Source organism: Caulobacter sp. GW822-FHT07D08 (assembly GCF_058798735.1).
In genome coordinates, this window is sequence record NZ_JBXAKU010000006.1 from 56,153 (window position 1) to 72,408 (window position 16,256).

At 69.5% G+C, this 16,256-nt stretch carries 12 protein-coding genes; 1 reads left to right on the top strand and 11 read right to left on the bottom strand.

Translation table 11 applies throughout. From position 1 onward, the window contains the following. Positions 1 to 31: 31 nt before the first annotated feature. Positions 32 to 1,021 carry a P1 family peptidase gene (locus tag AC1RJ9_RS12870; RefSeq protein ID WP_492837283.1) on the top strand — a complete coding sequence of 330 codons (990 nt, stop codon included), beginning with the start codon at positions 32 to 34 and terminating at the stop codon, positions 1,019 to 1,021. Here the strand turns inward: AC1RJ9_RS12870 and AC1RJ9_RS12875 are convergent. From AC1RJ9_RS12875 to AC1RJ9_RS12925, 11 genes are all read right to left on the bottom strand, one after another. Next, on the bottom strand, positions 1,018 to 2,607 hold the full coding sequence (locus tag AC1RJ9_RS12875; RefSeq protein WP_492837284.1) for a dipeptide ABC transporter ATP-binding protein: 1,590 nt from the start codon (positions 2,605 to 2,607) through the stop codon (positions 1,018 to 1,020). The two genes, AC1RJ9_RS12870 and AC1RJ9_RS12875, sit on opposite strands and share 4 nt — an antisense overlap. After that, positions 2,608 to 3,432, bottom strand: a complete 825-nt coding sequence (locus tag AC1RJ9_RS12880) for an ABC transporter permease (protein ID WP_492837285.1) — start codon at positions 3,430 to 3,432, stop codon at positions 2,608 to 2,610. Then, positions 3,429 to 5,975 (bottom strand): ABC transporter substrate-binding protein, encoded by a 2,547-nt coding sequence (locus tag AC1RJ9_RS12885; RefSeq protein WP_492837286.1) that lies wholly within the window; start codon positions 5,973 to 5,975, stop codon positions 3,429 to 3,431. Before AC1RJ9_RS12885 ends, AC1RJ9_RS12880 begins: the two co-directional genes overlap by 4 nt. Continuing rightward, the gene (locus tag AC1RJ9_RS12890; RefSeq protein ID WP_492837287.1) at positions 5,972 to 7,324 is read right to left on the bottom strand and encodes a tetratricopeptide repeat protein; all 1,353 of its coding nucleotides are present in this window, start codon (positions 7,322 to 7,324) and stop codon (positions 5,972 to 5,974) included. The genes AC1RJ9_RS12885 and AC1RJ9_RS12890 overlap by 4 nt, the downstream gene beginning before the upstream one ends. A 9-nt stretch (positions 7,325 to 7,333) precedes the next feature. Further along, complete coding sequence (locus AC1RJ9_RS12895) at positions 7,334 to 8,299, bottom strand: alpha/beta fold hydrolase (protein ID WP_492837289.1); 966 nt, start codon at positions 8,297 to 8,299, stop codon at positions 7,334 to 7,336. Positions 8,300 to 8,329: 30 nt separating this feature from the next. Continuing rightward, complete coding sequence (locus AC1RJ9_RS12900; RefSeq protein ID WP_492837291.1) at positions 8,330 to 10,561, bottom strand: TonB-dependent receptor; 2,232 nt, start codon at positions 10,559 to 10,561, stop codon at positions 8,330 to 8,332. Between the two features lie 244 nt (positions 10,562 to 10,805). Then, on the bottom strand, positions 10,806 to 11,969 hold the full coding sequence (locus AC1RJ9_RS12905; RefSeq protein WP_492837292.1) for a patatin-like phospholipase family protein: 1,164 nt from the start codon (positions 11,967 to 11,969) through the stop codon (positions 10,806 to 10,808). 154 nt (positions 11,970 to 12,123) lie between these two features. Further along, positions 12,124 to 13,092: an AraC family transcriptional regulator gene (locus AC1RJ9_RS12910; RefSeq protein ID WP_492837293.1), complete on the bottom strand. Its 969-nt coding sequence runs from the start codon at positions 13,090 to 13,092 to the stop codon at positions 12,124 to 12,126. Between the two features lie 4 nt (positions 13,093 to 13,096). Then, positions 13,097 to 14,173 carry an acetamidase/formamidase family protein gene (locus AC1RJ9_RS12915; RefSeq protein WP_492837294.1) on the bottom strand — a complete coding sequence of 359 codons (1,077 nt, stop codon included), beginning with the start codon at positions 14,171 to 14,173 and terminating at the stop codon, positions 13,097 to 13,099. A gap of 13 nt (positions 14,174 to 14,186) precedes the next feature. Then, positions 14,187 to 14,978: a 4,5-DOPA-extradiol-dioxygenase gene (ygiD, locus tag AC1RJ9_RS12920; RefSeq protein WP_492837295.1), complete on the bottom strand. Its 792-nt coding sequence runs from the start codon at positions 14,976 to 14,978 to the stop codon at positions 14,187 to 14,189. Further along, positions 14,975 to 16,198, bottom strand: a complete 1,224-nt coding sequence (locus AC1RJ9_RS12925) for an aromatic ring-hydroxylating oxygenase subunit alpha (protein ID WP_492837296.1) — start codon at positions 16,196 to 16,198, stop codon at positions 14,975 to 14,977. Before AC1RJ9_RS12925 ends, ygiD begins: the two co-directional genes overlap by 4 nt. Between the last annotated feature and the right edge of the window lie 58 nt (positions 16,199 to 16,256).

A 16,256-nucleotide genomic window follows, 5' to 3' on the forward strand; every position in this document is an offset into this window, starting at 1 on the left:
AGTGCGGGCGAATCCTTGGAAGGACATCGCCTTGCTTCGACCCGGTCCGCGCAATCTGCTCACCGATGTGCCTGGCCTGACGGTCGGCAACGCCACGGACGAGGCGGTGCGCAGCGGCGTGACCGTCGTGCGCTTTCCGGGCGGCTGGATCGCCGGCGTCGACGTGCGCGGCGGCGGGCCGGGCGTGCGCGAGACCGCGGCCCTGTCGCCCGAGAACGGTTACTCCAGGCTGCACGCCCTGACCTTCAGCGGCGGATCGGTCTTCGGCCTGGCCGCCGCCGACGGCGTGACCGCCGCCCTGTCGCGGGCGGGAGAGGGCTTCCTGCTGCGACCGGATACGCCCCGGACCCCGATCGTGGCCGGCGCGGTGCTCTACGACCTGGCCAATGGCGGCGACAAGGCCTGGGCGATGGATCCGCCCTATCGGCGTCTGGGCCAGGCGGCCTTCGAAGCGGCCGGCGAAGCCTTCGCGTTGGGCGCGGTCGGAGCCGGACGCGGCGCGCGGGCCGGCCTGGTCCAGGGCGGCCTGGGCTCGGCCTCGCTGGACCTGGGAGACGGCCTGAAGGTCGGGGCGCTGGTCGCCGCGAATCCGGTGGGCTCGGTGCTCATGCCCGACGGCGAGACCTTCTGGGCCTGGCCGTTCGAGATCGACGGCGAGTTCGGCGGCCGCACGCCCACCGGGCCGGCTGGGGCGATCGAGCCCATGCCCGACGAATCGCGGCTGGCGGGACTGGGCCGCCTGACGCCAGGTGCGAACACCACCCTGGCCGTCGTGGCGGTGAACGCCGACCTCACCGCCGGCGAGTGCAAGCGCCTGGCGATGATGGCCCAGGACGGCCTGTCGCGCGCCGTGCGCCCCGCCCACACGCCGTTCGACGGCGACGTGGTGTTCGCGGCCGCCTCGGGAGCGGTGGCGCTCGGGACGGATGCGCGCGCGCATCGCCTGGCGCGACTGGGCTCGGCGGCGGGCGACTGCCTGGCGCGGGCCATCGCCCGAGGGGTCTACGCGGCGCGAAGCTAGCTGCGGGCGGCCAGCGCCCGGGCCAGATTCGGCGTCGCGGCGATCAGTTGTGCCGTATACGGATGTTTCGGCGCGGCGAAGACCTCGGCGGTCGGTCCTGCCTCGACAATCTCGCCCTTCCGCATGACCAGCACCCGGTCGGTCAGGCCGCGCGCCACGCCCATGTCGTGGGTCACAAACAGATAGGCCACGCCCAATTCGTCGGAGAGCTTGGCCAAAAGATCCAGCACCTCGGCGCGGACGGTGACGTCGAGGGCCGAGACCGCCTCGTCCAGGGCGATGACGTCGGGCTCGACGATCAGGGCGCGGGCGATGGCGATGCGCTGGCGTTGGCCGCCGCTGAACTGGTGCGGATAGCGATCGGCGGCCTCGGCCGGCAGCCCGACCTTGGCCAACACGGCCTCGACCCTGGCCCGGCGTTCCGTCGGCGAGAGCCTGGCGTCCAGCAGGTGCAGCGGCTCGGCCACCAGCCGCTCGACCGTCCAGCGCGGGTCGAGACTGCCGTTCGGGTCCTGAAAGACCAGCTGGATAGCGCGGCGGCGGCGGCGCGGCGAAGCTGGCGTGAAGGGCTCGCCAGCCAGACGCACCTCACCGCCCTGGACGGGGTCCAGCGCCAGCAAAGCCCGAAGCAGGGTCGACTTGCCGCTGCCGGACTCCCCGACCAGGCCGACGATCTCGCCCGGACGGATCTCCAGCGAGACGCCCCGTAGCGCGCGGACGGGCGGGCCGGCGCGGAGGAAGCCGCGCGGGCCGGGATAGTCGCGGACCACGCCGCGCGCCTCCAAGATCGGCGCGGCCCGGGCGTCGGGCGTCCGGGACCGGACCGGCATTCGCTCGGCGTCGGCGGCCAGGGCCCGGGTGTAGGGATGGGTCAGGGCCTTGAAGACGGCGCCGGTCTCGCCCTGCTCGACGATCTCGCCGTCCTTCATCACCGCCACGTGGTCGGCGGCCTCGGCGACCAGGGCCAGGTCGTGGCTGATCAGGATCAGGGCCGCGCCGTCCTCGCGCACCAGATGGAGCAGCAGCTTGAGGATCTCGGCCTGGGTGGTGACGTCCAGCGCCGTGGTCGGCTCATCGGCGATCAACAGGCGGGGCGACAAAACAACTGCGATGGCGATGGCCGCCCGCTGGCGCTGGCCGCCCGACAGCTCGTGCGGATAGCGGGTCAGGGGGATGTCGGCGAGGCCTACACGATCCAGCGTCTCGCGGGCGGCGGCTTCGGCCTTGGCGCGCGAGGCCTGGCGGTGCAGGCGCACGACCTCCGCCACCTGGGCGCCGATGGTCATGACCGGGTTCAGGGCCGTCATCGGCTCCTGGAACACGATGCCGATGCGGTCGCCGCGCAGGCGCGACAATTCCGCGTCGGACAGGCCGACGAGGTCGCGGCCCTCGAACCGGATCGCGCCCTCGACCCGCGCCCCGCGCGGCGGCAGGCCCAGGATCGAGAGGGCCGTGATCGACTTGCCCGAGCCGGACTCGCCGACCACGCCCAGCACCTGGCCGGCCTCCAGAGTCAGCGACAGGCCGCGCAGGATCGGCTGGTCGCCCAATGTCAGCTTCAGGTCCTGGATCTCGAGCAGGGCCATCTAGCGGTCCTCGTCCAGGCGCGGGTCGAGGCGGTCGCGCAGGCCGTCGCCCAGCAGGTTCAGGCCCAGCACGGTGATGACGATGGCCAGGCCCGGGAAGATCGCCTGCAGCGGCGCGGCCGCGACCAGGGTCTGGGCGTCGGCCAGCATCTTGCCCCAGCTGGCGGCCGGCGGCTGCGCGCCGAGGCCCACGTACGAAAGCCCCGCCTCGGCGATGACGCCCAGCGAGAACTGCAAGGTCGCCTGGACGATCAGTATGCTGAATAATCCTGGCGCGATGTGCTCGATCGAGATCCGCGTCGCGCCCTTGCCGGCCGCGCGGGCGGCCAGAACGTAGTCACGGGTCCAGAGGCTTAGCGCCGAACCTCGGGTCAACCTTGCGAACACGGGCACGTTGAAGACGCCGATGGCGATCACGGCGTTGATCGCGCCGGGACCCAGGACGGCGGTGATCAGGATGGCCAGGATCAGAGCCGGGAAGGCGAAGACCACGTCCGAGGCGCGCATGACCAGCTCGTCGATCCAGCCCCGACGGGCGGCGGCCAGCAGGCCCAGCGGCACGCCGACGCCCGCGCCCAGCAGCACGGCCACCAGCGAGACCGACAGGGCGTTGCGAGCGCCCAGCAGGATCATCGAGGCCACGTCGCGGCCGAAGTGATCCAGGCCTAGCCAGTGGGCGGCCGAGGGTCCCTGCAAACGGTGGTCGATGTCGAAGCTGGCGACGTCGTAGGGCGTCCAGACCAGCGACAGCAGCGCGGCCACGACGAACGCGATGCTGATCACGCCGCCGACGATCAGGGTTGGCGAAAGGCGGGACCGGCTCATGATCCGCGCCTCCGCAGGCGGGGATCGACCAGCACATAGGCCACGTCGACCAGGAAGTTGGTGGCGACCACGGCGAAGACCAGCAGCATGACCACGCCCTGCACCACGATCAGGTCGCGCTGGGCGATGGCCTGCAGCACCAGACGCCCCAGCCCCGGCAGGAAGAAGACGTTCTCGATGATCACCCCGCCGGCCAACAGGAAGGGGAACTGCAGGCCCAGGATGGTCAGCAGCGGGATCAGGGCGTTGGGCAGGCCGTGCCGCCACAGCGCCTGGCTCGCGGTGAGCCCCTTGGCGCGGGCGGTGCGCATATAGTCCTCGGCCAGGGTGTCGATCAGGGCCGAGCGGGTGACGCGGGCGATGATCGCGGCTTGCGGCGCGGCCAGGGCGATGGCCGGCAGGGCCAGGGCCTTCAGCGCCGGGATCAGGCCCGCGTCCCAGCCGGGAAAGCCGCCGGCGGACACCCAGCGCAGACCGATCGAGAACACCATGACCAGCAGCACGGCGAACCAGAAGTTCGGCACGGCCACGCCCACCTGGGTCAGGCCCATGACGATCGTATCGGTCCCCTTGCCCCGCCGCGCCGCCGCCAGGGCGCCGATCGGCGCGCCGACCGCGACCGACAGCGTCATCGCCAGCAGGGCCAGAGGCAGCGAAACGCCGATCCGTTCGGCGACCAGGCTCGCGACCGGTGTCTGGTAGGTGTAGCTGACGCCCAGGTCGCCGCGCAGCATGCCCAGCAGCCAGGTGAGGTAGCGCTGCGCCGCCGGGCCCTCGAGGCCCATCTGCTGGCGCAGGTTGGCCACGGCCTCGGGACTGGCGTTGAGGCCCAGCATGTAGGCGGCCGGATCTCCCGGCGCGACCTGGATGATCGCGAAGACCACGACACTGGCGGCCAGCAGCGTCAGGACCATCACCACCGCCCGACCGCCCAGATAGGCCGCCCCGAAGCGGGCGGCGAGCAAGGCCAGACCCGCGACCGCGGCGAGCGTCAGGACGGCGCCGACGATCGCGCCGGCCGGACCGGCCTTGTCGCTGGCGATGGCTTCCGCCCCGCCGGCGCCGTCGAACGACGCCGCGCGCAGGTCGATGGTCTGGGTCGGCGAGTTGACCCAGAAATCTCTCAGTCGGGCGTCGAACACGCCCAGGCGGGGGAACTGGAAGAGAAAGCCGTTGACCGCGTCCTCGGCGATCCGGCGCTGAATCTGGCCGAGGATCGCCGCCCGCTGGCCCTCGTCGGTCGCGCCCTTCAGGGCTTCCATCAGCCCGTGGAAGGCCTCGCTGTGATAGCCAAAATAGTAGCCGGCCTTGTCATAGATGGCGTAGTCCATCGGTTCGGCATGGCTGACGATGGTCAGGTCGAACGCGTGGCGGCCATAGACCTGGTCCAGCCACTGGGCCCACTCGATATTCTCGATCTTCACCCGCACGCCGGCCTGCGCCAGTTGGGCGGCGACGATCTCGCCGCCGCGGCGCGCGTAGTTGGGCGGCGGCAGTTTCAGGCTCAGGTCGAGGCCGTTGGGGTAGCCGGCCTGCGCCAGCAGCGCCTTGGCCTTGGCGATGTCGTGCGGATAGAGGCCGGTCAGGTCGACATAGGCCGCGTTCTGCGGCGGAAAGTGGCTGCCGATCGGCGTCCCATAGCCGTACATCGCCCCGTCGATGATCGCCCGGCGGTCCAGGGCGTATTGCAGGGCGCGGCGCACCCGCACGTCGGCCAGCGGGCCGGCGCGGTTGTTGATCGCCAGGATCACCTCGCCCTCGCTGGAGGCGGTGACCACCGTCAGGGCCGGGTCGGCGCGCAGCTGGGCCAGGTTCTCCGGAGCCGGATAGTCGGGGAAGGCGTCGACCTCGCGGGTCTTGATCGCCGCATAGGCCGCCGCCGGATCGGCGATGAACTTGAACTTCACCTGGCGCAGCTTGGCGGGCTGGCCCCAGTAGTCCTCGTCGCGGACCAGGGTCACGGTGTCGCCGCGTCGCCAGCTGGCGAACCTGAACGGGCCGGTGCCCACCGGGGCGGTGGCCAGGTTGGCCGCCGACTTGGGCGAGACCATCACGCTGTCGCCCCAGGCCAGGGTGTAGAGCAGGTTGCTGTCGGGGCTCGAGAGCCGCAGGCGCACCGTGCGCGGGTCGACGATCTCGACCTGACGGATAACGCTCAGCGACTGTTTCTGGACATTGGTCGAGGCCGGGCCGAGCGCGCGCTCCAGGCTGAACTTGACGATGCCTGCGTCGAAGGGCGTTCCGTCCTGGAACCGCACGCCGTCGCGGAGGTGGAAGGTGTAGATCAGGCCGTCGGGGGACACCTCCCACCAGGTCGCCAGCAACGGCTTGACCGCGCCTTGCGCGTCGAGGCGGACGAGGCCTTCGAAGACGTTGCCGTAGACCACCTCGTCGGTCGCCACCGCCGCGCCGGATGTGGGGTCGAGGTTGGGCGGCTCCAACTGTAGCGCGACCGTCAGCGTGTCCTTGGGCGCGGCTTGCGCCACCGGCGCGAGGGCCAGCAGGCAGGCGGCCGCCAGACCGAGAACGGCGCGGAACTTCACGCGATGCGCGCCCGGGCCTTGGCGGCCTCGGCGGGCAGGCCCAGGCGGTCATAGACCTGGGCCAGGGCGCGATTGAGCGGAACGCCGGCGGGGTCGAAGCCGCGCCGCAGCTCCAGCGCCTGCTGAGCTTCCGCCAGGCGGTCGGCCCGGATCAGGGCGTCGAGGATCAATTGTTCGAAGAGATCGCGCTGGGCGTGGCTGCCGCCGATCTCGGCCAGGCGCGGCAGGGCGGCGCGCAGGCCACGCAGGGCGCTCGGATAGTCGCCCCGCGCGTGGGCGACCAGCCCCTCGGCGGCGGGCAAGGCCACCTCGCGCCAGGTCTCGCGGACATGGTCGGGGGCGTCCAGCGCCGCGCGGCGCACGGCGGCCAGCAGGGCGTCGGCCTGCGGCCGACCTGCGCGGGTCAGGCCGTAGAGGTACTGCAAGGTCAGGAACGGCTGGACCACGTCGTCAGCGCGCGCGGCCAGGCGATTGGCCACGTCATCCCAGCGGTCGCCAACGTCGACGCCGGCCAGCTCCAGTCGGGCCAGCAGCGAGACGGCGCCGACCTGGTCCTGGGAGTAGTCCTTCTCCTGCCCCCAGACGTGGCCGTCATAGAGGGCGAGGGCGGCGTCGAACCGGCCCTGGCTCAGATAGAACAAGGCCAGGTGCCACCACAGGTGGGTGTCCATGAACGAGTTGAGGCCGGTCCAGGTGTCGCGCACGCCTTCCAGGAACGCCACGCCCTCTGCGATGCGGCCTTGGGTCAGCATCACGTGGGCCAGGGCATGCTGGGCCCAGGGCTCCTGGCGCTTCAGGGCCAGGGCGCGCCGCGCGGCGGCTTCGGCCTCGTCCAGCAGGTGACACTGCTCGTAGGCGAAGGCCAGCATGCCGTGCAGCTGGGCCACGTCCTCGGCGGCCGGCAGGACGGCGCTGGCCGCCCGCAGCATGGCCGGGAAGTCGCCGCGGTTGAACGCGTGATACTGCGCGAGCTTCAGCACCAGCAGGTCGCGCGGCCAGGCCGCCAGGATCGTGTCGGCGATGGTCAGGGCGCCGGGGATGTCGTCGACCGACCACGCCGTGACGAACGCGACGAAGGCCTGTTCGCGGGGATGGGCCTGGCCCACCGCCGCTCGGGCGCGGGCCAGGTAGGGCGCGGCGCGGTCGGCGGCCTCCAGCGCTTCGAGCAGCAGCCACAGCGTCGCGGCATAGGCGTTCAGCAGCACGCTCTCCGGATGCGCCTCGGCCGCGCCGATCACCTCGGCCGCCCGCGTCTCATAGCTGAGAAAGCCGTCGACGAAGTTGTCTACGGCCGCCAGGGCGGCGTCGGACGTCGGGCTCACCGGATTGCCGAGATAGTCGCTACGCATAAGGGCACTCTAGCGGACGCCAGCCTCGGCGAGGAAGGCGGCCGTATCGTCAGCCGAGCGTTGCGGGATCTCGACCTGCGGCAGGTGCCCAACCTTCGGATAGACGATCAGCTTGGCGCCGGGGATCGCCTCGGCGAACTTGTGGGCGCTGGCCACCTCGATCAGCGGGTCGATCTCGCCCCACAAGACCAAGGTCGGGACCTTGATGGTCGAGAGGACCTCCTGGGTCGCCTGGCTGTGCTTGCCGGGCTGGATCGACATCAGGATGGCGCGGTGCCCCGGGGCGCGCTGCAGCTCGGCCCAGCGATCGATGAAGGCGTCGGTGATCACGGCCGGATCCCCGACCTCGCCGCGCAGACCCGAGCGGATCAGCGGCTTGTTGTCGATCGAGCGCAGGAAGGCGCGCCCCCACGAATACTTCAAGAGCTTGAAGGCCAGGGGAGGCTTCTTCAGCGTGGTGGCCGGCCAGCCGGCGGCGTCGACCAGGATCAGGCCGTTCACGCGGTCCGGATGGCGCACCGCGACCTGCCAGGCCACGCCGCCGCCCATCGAATTGCCGGCGATGGCGAATTTGGGAAGGTTCTCCTTGGCCGCCAGGGCGTCGACCAGGTCGGCGAAGCCATCGGCCGAGGCGACATAGCCCACGGGGGCGCGCGTCAGGCCGTGACCCGGCAGGTCGATGGTGATGATCCGATAGCGATCACCCAGCCGCGCGACCCAGCCTTCCCACGAGAAATGCGAATCGCCAAAGCCGTGGACCAAGACGAGCAGCGGCCCATCGGCCTTGCCTTCGTCCTTGTAGTGCAGGCGCACGCCGCCGGGCAGATCGGCATAGCGTGAGGCCTTGGTGGCGTACTTGGCTTCCAGGGTTTCGTAGGGAATGTCGGGGCCGCGCAGCAGCAGCCAGCCGACGAGGCCCGCGAGGACGACCAGGCCAACGAGGCCGCCCAGGATCAGCAACGAGGTCTTCAACATGTTCAACGCTCCAGGGCGGTCGTTGCCTGACTAGAAAGCGTAGTTGACGCGAACGCCATAGGTGGCCGGCTGGCCGGGCGCGGCGATGTCGATCAGCGGCAGGAAGAAGTTCCGCGTCAGGTCGTACCTGGTGTTGAAGACGTTCCGCGCGAAGGCGGTCAACGCCCAGGGGCCCTTGGCCGGCGACAGGGTCACGCTGGCGTTGGCCAGCCAGTACGAGTCGACATCGTAGCGCGACCCCAGCAGCAGCGGCTTGGTCTTGTCGTGGAAGGCGTAATTGCCCTGGGCCTCGACCTCGTAGTCGCCGACGGCCCAGGCATAGGACACGTCGCCGCCGTAGCTGAGCGGCGGGAAGCCGACCTTGGCGCCGGTGCGCGAGATATAGACGGCGTGGCCGGCCGCGACGCTGGCCGGGATATCCAGATCGTTCGTGTACTTATCGAACTTCCCGGTCTTGTAGCCCAGCGACTGGCCGATCCGTAAGGAGCGGACCGGGCGCCAGGTCAGCTCCAGTTCGCCGCCATACAGGTGCGACTTCTGGGCGTTGACGATGGCGCCGATCGGGCCGTTGTTGATGTCGTAGATCGCCGACTGGATCTGCTGGTTCTTGTAGTCGTAATAGAAGACCGAGCCATTCAGCTGGATGGTGTTGGCCGCGAAGCTGGACTTGAAGCCGGTCTCGTAGGCCCACAGGGTTTCGGGCTTGAAGCCGTCAACGGCCGCGGCGTCGCCACGATTGTAAGAGGTGAAGCCGCCGGACTTCGTGCCCTTGCTGACGCTGGCATAGAGCAACACGCCTTCAACCGGCTTGTACTCAAGGGCCAGCTTGCCGGTCACCGACTTGTTCTTCAGCGACTTGTCGTCGGTCGGGCTGAAATTGGTCGGCGGCGCGCCGGGGGCGAAGACGCCGGCGGTGACGAAGTCGAACTGCTGGCGCTTCTCATCCTCGCCCCGCAGGCCGGCCACCAGTTTCAGCCTGTCGCTGAGCGCGTATTCCAGCTGGCCGAACAGCGAGGCCGAGCGGACCTTCTGGCTGTAGGTCGTGCGGGTGTCGAACAGCAGCGACTGGTAGAAGTCCGAATAGAAGGCCTCGTCGATGGTCTCGCGCGAATAGTAGCCGCCGACCAGCCATTGCAGCGGGCCCTCTGTCTTCGACGACGCGCGCAGCTCCTGCGAGAACACCTTGGCGTCGGTGTCGAAATAGGTCCCGGCATAGGCGTAGGGCGAGGCGTCCCAGTCGTTGTATTCCCTGCGGTGCAGCTTTTCGTAAGCGGTGATCGACACCAGGTCGACGCCGCCGGTCTCGCCGTGCGCCCGCAGCGAGGCGCCGCCGCTCCTGGTGTCGTGGAACGGCTTGGCGTTGGCGGCGATGCCGGTCAGCGTCGCGAAGGCGGCCGAGCCGCCCCAGCCGGTGTTCTTGCGGCCGCTGTCGGCCGGGATCGTCGCCAGGCTGGCGTTGTAGCTCAGCGGATTGAACAGATAGAGGCCGGTCGGCTCGGACTTGTCGTAGCCGGCATGGACGCTGAGCAGGGCGTCGGCTTTGTCGTTCGGCGCCCAGGCCAGTTGGCCACGCACCGAGCTGGTGTCCTTGTCGCCCAGCTTCTGACCCGTGGCGCGGTTCTTCTGCCAGGCGCCGCCTTGGTCGGTGACAAAGGCCAGGCGGCCACTGAGCGTGTCGCCGAGCGGCCCTGACACGTAGCCCTCGGCCTTGAACGCGTCGTTGTTGTCGTATTCGGCGGTCACCCCGGCGGTCAGGCTGTTGGTCGGCCGGTTGGTGATGAAGTTGATCGCGCCGCCGGTGGTGTTGCGGCCGTACAGCGTGCCTTGCGGCCCGCGCAGCACTTCCACGCGGGCGATGTCGAACAGCAGGCCCTGGGTCTGGGCCTGGATCGGATAGGCCACCTCGTCGACGCTGACGCCGACGGTCGAGGAGTTGTTGGACGCGTAGTCGTCGAAGCCGACGCCGCGCAGGCGGAAGCTGGGCTGGCCGCTGCCGAACTGGGGCGTGATCTCCAGGCTCGGCGTGGCGTACTGCAGCTGGTTGACCGTGGCCACGCCGCGCGCGACCAGCTGTTCGCCGGAGATCACCGACAGGGCCACGCCGACGTCCTGGGCCGATTGCTCGCGGCGCTGGGCGGTGACGATCACCTGCTCGACGGCGGCGTCGCCGGAAGCCTGGGCGCCGGCCTGAGCCCAGGCGGCGCCCGCGAAAGCCACGCCCAGGGCGCCGGCGGCGGTTCCGATAAGAAGACGCTTGATCACCGCTCTATCCCTTTGTCGACGCCGGGAGATGCGCCGTTTCTGCGGGACCAAAATTCCTATTGAAACAATGGGAATTGAAATGGAGATTTCCTCCCCAGAGGCCAAGCTTCTCTAATCACCGTTCAACAGGCGGGGAAAATCCGATCGGAGGCAAGCCTCAACGGAAAGCCGGGGATGTAGCCTTCGGGACGAGTCTGGTCCCCTCGTCACCGGTCGCCGGCAATTTCGCCCGGGCGGAGGGGTGTCATAGCGAGTTCAAGAACTTTTCCCAGGGCTCCAGGCGCACCGCCGGCGTGTCCCAGAAACCCGCCTTCGCGGCGGCCGCGCGACCGGCCTCGAACGAGGCTTTCATGGCTTCGGTGTCGAAGTCGAGCATGGCCCCGTTGGCGGTCGTGGCCGGGCGGGCGGGGATCGAGGCGACGCTCAAGGGGATGTTGTTGCCTATGCAGAACGTGGTCACGACATTCAACGCCTGCCGGTAGGAGACCCGCAGCATCGTGTCGAAGCTGCGGATCAGGACACCCGGCAAACTCGGTGATGTCGTGCGCGGCGACGGGTCGATCACCGTGTTGATGAGGACGTAGACGCGACCGCGCCGCAGTCGCCGGCCGACCCGCAGCCAGTGCAGCAGGGCCTCGGGCAGGATGAACAGCGGCGTGGTGACGCCGCCGTCGACATGCAGTTCGTCGAAGGGTTCGCCGTCCGCTTCGCAGCGGATCAGCCGCGGCGGAAACAGGCCTGGCATGCTGGCCGAGGCGGCGAGAACCAGCCGGAACATCTCCACGGCCGAGGATCCGCCCCGGCACGCGATCTCGCCCATGTCCCAGATGGCCGGGCGTTGGCTGTCGAGATCGGTGGTGGCGATCAGCAGGCGGCGGTCGCGGCGATGCTCGACGGCGACGGCGGCGACCAGCGCCTCGTCGATGAACGGAGCGATCAAGCCATCAAGGCTCTCGGCGGTCATCAGCCCCCCCTGGAGCACGCCCGCGAGCGCCGTCCACCGGAACTGCTCGGCCGCGCGCCCCCCGGTGTAGGCCTCCTTCAACCGCTCGTCCCACGCCGGGCCCAGAAAGGCGAACGGCGCGATCAGGGCGCCCGTGCTCACCCCGGTTACGATATCGAACCGGGGACGGTAGCCGGCCAGGCCAAGGCCCACGAGGGCCCCGGCGCCATAGGCTCCGCCCGCGGCGCCGCCAGAGATCGCGAGCACGTTGAACTCGTCGCTGCCCAGCCGAGGATGGGGAAGCGCCAGGCGTTCGGCGGTGGCCTGGAGCGAAACTTCCGCTTCCTCGAAGCTCAATCGCACGCCCGCGAAGCCGGTGGGTTGGGCCAGCGGCGATGACGGCGCGGGCAGGCGGCGGGACCAGAGTTCGTCAAACTGCGGCCAATCAAACTTGTGATCCGACACCGCAGCCTCGCCTTGAGCGTCCAAGAGCGAAGCTTGATCGCCCAGCGACTATGAAGCGCAACCTTGTGCGCGCATCCCTTGATCAAGATCAAAGCCGGAGCATTTTGACCAGAAACACAATCCGCCGTTCATGGCTCCGCCCGCGGCGGCGGCCTCAGTTCAAGGCCTCGGCGTCGGCGTGGCCGCGGCCCTGCCTGAACTCGCGGGGCGACAGGCCGTACTGCTCGCGAAAGGCCCGGCTGAAGTGGGCCGAGCCGTTGAAGCCCCAGCGGAAACAGATCTCCGAGATCGACAACCGGGCGTGCTGGGGGCTGGCGAGATCGATCCGGCACCGCTCCAGCCGGCGCGATCGCAGATAGTGGCTGAAGGTCTCGTTGGCCGAGGCGAAGAGCTTCTGCACGTAGCGCGGCGAGACCCCCTCCTCGTCCGCGACGCGCCGTAGCGACAGCTCGGCGTCGGGCAACAGGGTCTCTATGGTCTGGCAAAGTCGCTGCAGGTGCGCGGTCGGCGTCGTGGTCTCGTAGGCGTCGGAGACCGCCGCCCCCTGCTCGAGCAGGCATTGCGCGAGAAACTCCGTGAAGGCCAGGTCCACCGGCCGCAGTTGGTCGACGGAGAGGTTCTCCAGCTCCTCGGCGGTCGCGCGCAGCAGGTCCGAGAGAATGCGCGGCACGCCCTTGGAGCCGTCCAGCCAGCCGACCCGCAGGTTGAAAGGCCGGATCAGTCGGTGGTCCAGCGCCACGCGTGGCGCGCGCACGAACAGGAGCCGCGAGCGGGTGTCGAGCCGCAGGGCCGCCGCCTGTCCCGTCGGGCCGAAGGCGATGTCGCCCGCCCCGACGCTGACCGCCAGTTCGTCGGTGACCAGGGTGGCTTCGCCATTCAGCAAGACCGCCAGCCAGATCGCCGCCGGTTGCGCCGTGAGGCGGCCGGCGATCGTCTGGGCGCCGGCCTCGACCAGAGCGAATTCGATCCCCAGCGGCGAGGTCAGGCAGACGACCGACGCCGCCGCCGGCTCGTTGTCCGACAGTCCCTCGATCGGCAGGCCCAGGCGGCTCATCGCCTCGCGCCAGGCCTCCGCGCGCTCGGCGCGGGGGTGGCTTTCGGTGCTGAACGACCAGGCCTTCATGGGTCTATGCCTTGAGCTTTGGAAAGATGTCGCGCGGGATGCGCACATGGCAGCCTTGGGTGCCGTCCACCACCTGGGTGACCCCGAAGTCGGCCGCCACGCTCATCAGCGAATAGGCGTCGTTCTTCGAGAGCCCCACCTGGTCGCTCAGCAGGCTGAGCATCTTGGTCGAGGCGTCGCGCATGGCCAGGTTCAGGTCCTCGTTGAAGCCGTGGACGATCCACCATTTGGGCGTCTCCAGCAGCGGGCCGGGCGTCTGGATATCCTTGCGCAGCACGATCTGCATCAGGACGTTCAGCGAGCTCTCGATGGCCGTGCCCGACAGCTCGCCGTCACCCTGGCTGACATGGGGGTCGCCGATCGAGAACAGGCCGCCGTCGACCTGCACCGTGTAGTACATCGTGGCCCCCGCCCCGATGCGCCAGTTGTCGATATTGCCGCCGTGCTCGCCCGGCGGAATGGTGCTGACGCGGCCGTTGACGGCCGGGGCGACGCCCGCGGTGCCCAGGTGCGGCCGGGCGGGGATCCGGATCCCCTTCAGGGCCGGTTCGCGGTCGCACTCGGGGCAATGGGTGACCGTGCCCGGGATCAGGTACTTGCCCTCGAAATCGTAGGCGTAGAGGGCGCTGGCGGTGTTGGTGTTCGGATCCAGCTCGTAGATCGTCACCCGCTCCTTCTCGTCGAACTCCTTGTAGAGATAGCCCCAGTTGGCCGCGAGGTTGGAGCCGTAGTTGTTGCGCGGGACCATGCGCAGGTAGCGCACCTCCAGAACGTCGCCCGGCTTGGCGCCCTCGACATGGATGGGGCCGGTCATGATGTGGACGCCCGGGTTGCGGTCGTCCTCGGGGATCTCCTTGAAGATCCGGGTGACGCCTTCGTCCATCATCAGCTCGGGCGCGTCGCCGGCATGGTGGGTGATCGCCTCGGCCTGGACCAGGTCCCCACTCTTGATCCGCAGCGACGGCGGCGTCGAAGGATCGAAATAGCCCCAGTGCACGCTCGTGGGCGTGGCCTTCAGGGTGTGCAGGGCGCCGGGAACGACGTCGGGACGGGTCTGGCCGGGTTCGCAGATAAAGGGCATCGGGATCTCCGGGTCAGGCTGCGGCGCCGAGCGTCACGCTGGTCATGCTCAGCGAGCCGTGCTCGATATGGTCGGGGGCGAAGGTCGGGACGTCGCCGGGCAGGCGCGCGCCCAGCACGTAGAGCAGCGGCCAGTAGTGGTCGGGCGTCGGGACCGAGCGCGTCGCGTCCTGGCCCCGGCTCTCGAAGTCGACGGCGCGCTGCGGGGCGTCCTCGACGATGGCGGTCTTGATGTAGTCGTTGAACCGTTGCGACCAGTCGTAGGGCGCGCGGTGGCGGTCGCCCCAGTCCATGGCCGGCAGGTTGTGGACGATGTTGCCGGTGCCAACGATCAGCACGCCCTCGTCGCGCAGGGGCGCCAGGCGCTGGCCGATCTCGTAGTGCCAGGCGGGCGGTTTGCTCGCGTCCATGCTGAGCTGCACCACCGGCACGTCGGCGTCCGGGAACGCCTTGCCCAGCACCGACCAGGTCCCGTGGTCCAGGCCCCAGCCACTCTCGTCCAGGGCTACAGGCGTAGGACTGAGGACCTCGCGCACCCGCGCGGCCAGTTCGGGCGAGCCGGGCGCCGGATACTGCTGATCAAAGAGCGCCTTGGGAAAGGACGCCCCGAAGTCGTGGATGGTGCGCGGCCTGGTCATGGCCGTCGCCGCGACCCCGCGGGTCAGCCAGTGCGCCGAGACGCAGAGGATCGCCTTGGGCTTGCCGACGGCGTCGCCCATGGCCTTCCAGGTCCGCGTGGTGTCGTTGGTCTCCAGCGCGATCATCGGGCTGCCGTGACCGAAGAAGATGACGGGCAGACGGCTCATGCGGCGGCCTCCGTACTGGCGGGGGCGGGCGTGTCCCCGGTCCTCAGGGCGGCCCAGGTCTTCTGGTAGCGCGGCGTCAGCCAGCGGTTGAACTGCACCTGCGCCCCCTCCTGCCAGGAGTAGCGGCCCCGGATGGCGAAGCGCGAGCGCAGGCCCTGCTGGACCAGCTCGTCGACATGCATGTCCTGGGCGATGATCTTGCCGGCCGAGGTCATGATCATCTCGAGGCGCTCCTCGAAGCCGGGGCTCTCCGTGGCGCCGGGCGCCACGAGGATTCCGGTGTCCTGCTCCATGGTCTCGGGACCGGTCGGGCGCAGGATCAGGTAGATGACCATGTCGCTGGTCATCACCAGGGACAGCGTCGGCGGGATGTTGGCGAAGGTGGCGCGGTTGCGGTCCTCGTCGGTCAGGTTCGGAAAGACCGGCAGAACCGCCTTCTGCGTCGGGTTGAAGCTGGCGTCGGCGTGCAGGGTGCCATTGTAGCGCAGGAAGCCGGCGTCGCCCTCGCCCGCCTCGGGGAAGCTGCACAGCTCGCTCGGAATGAAGTCGTGCAGCGGCCCGCGATGCAGCTTGCTGGCGTGGTAGCCGTCGTTGTTGTTCTCGAACATCACCTTCCAGTTCCAGGCGAACTGGCCGGTCATCGGCGGCGAAAGGCCGTCGGCGTTAGAAAGGTCGTAGTTGGCCACGGCCGCCTCGACGGCCGCCAGGCGCGGCGCCAGCGGCGGGGCCTCGGCGTCGAAGTTGATGAAGATGAAGCCCAGCCAGACCTCGACCTTGAAGGTCGGGAGCTTGACGGCCTTCTTGTCGAACTCGCAGGTCCGCTCCATGGCCGGGGCGTTCACCAGGTCGCCGTTCAGCGAATAGACCCAGTGGTGATAGGGGCAGACGAAGCCGCGCGTATTCCCCCTGCCCTCGGCCACCAGCATGGCGCGGTGCTGGCAGACGGCCGACATCGCCTTGATCTGGTTGTCGCGGTTGCGCGTGACGATGATCGGCTCGCCGATGATGCGGGTGGTGAAGTAATCGCCGGGCTCCTTGACCCAGTCGACGCGGCCCACGCACAGCCATTCGTGATTGAACAGCGCCTCCTTCTCGAACTCGTAGAAGTCGGCGTCGACATAGCAGGCGGGTGGCAGGGTCTCGGCGGTGTCGACGTTCCGCATCGAGCGTGAAAGGCCCTCGAAGAAGATGTCGCTGAGAAGGGGCGGCCGCGGGCTCATCGTGAAGCGCTCTGCAAGGGCGGAAGTCGACCATCACGCTAGGACCGCACCGTGAGCC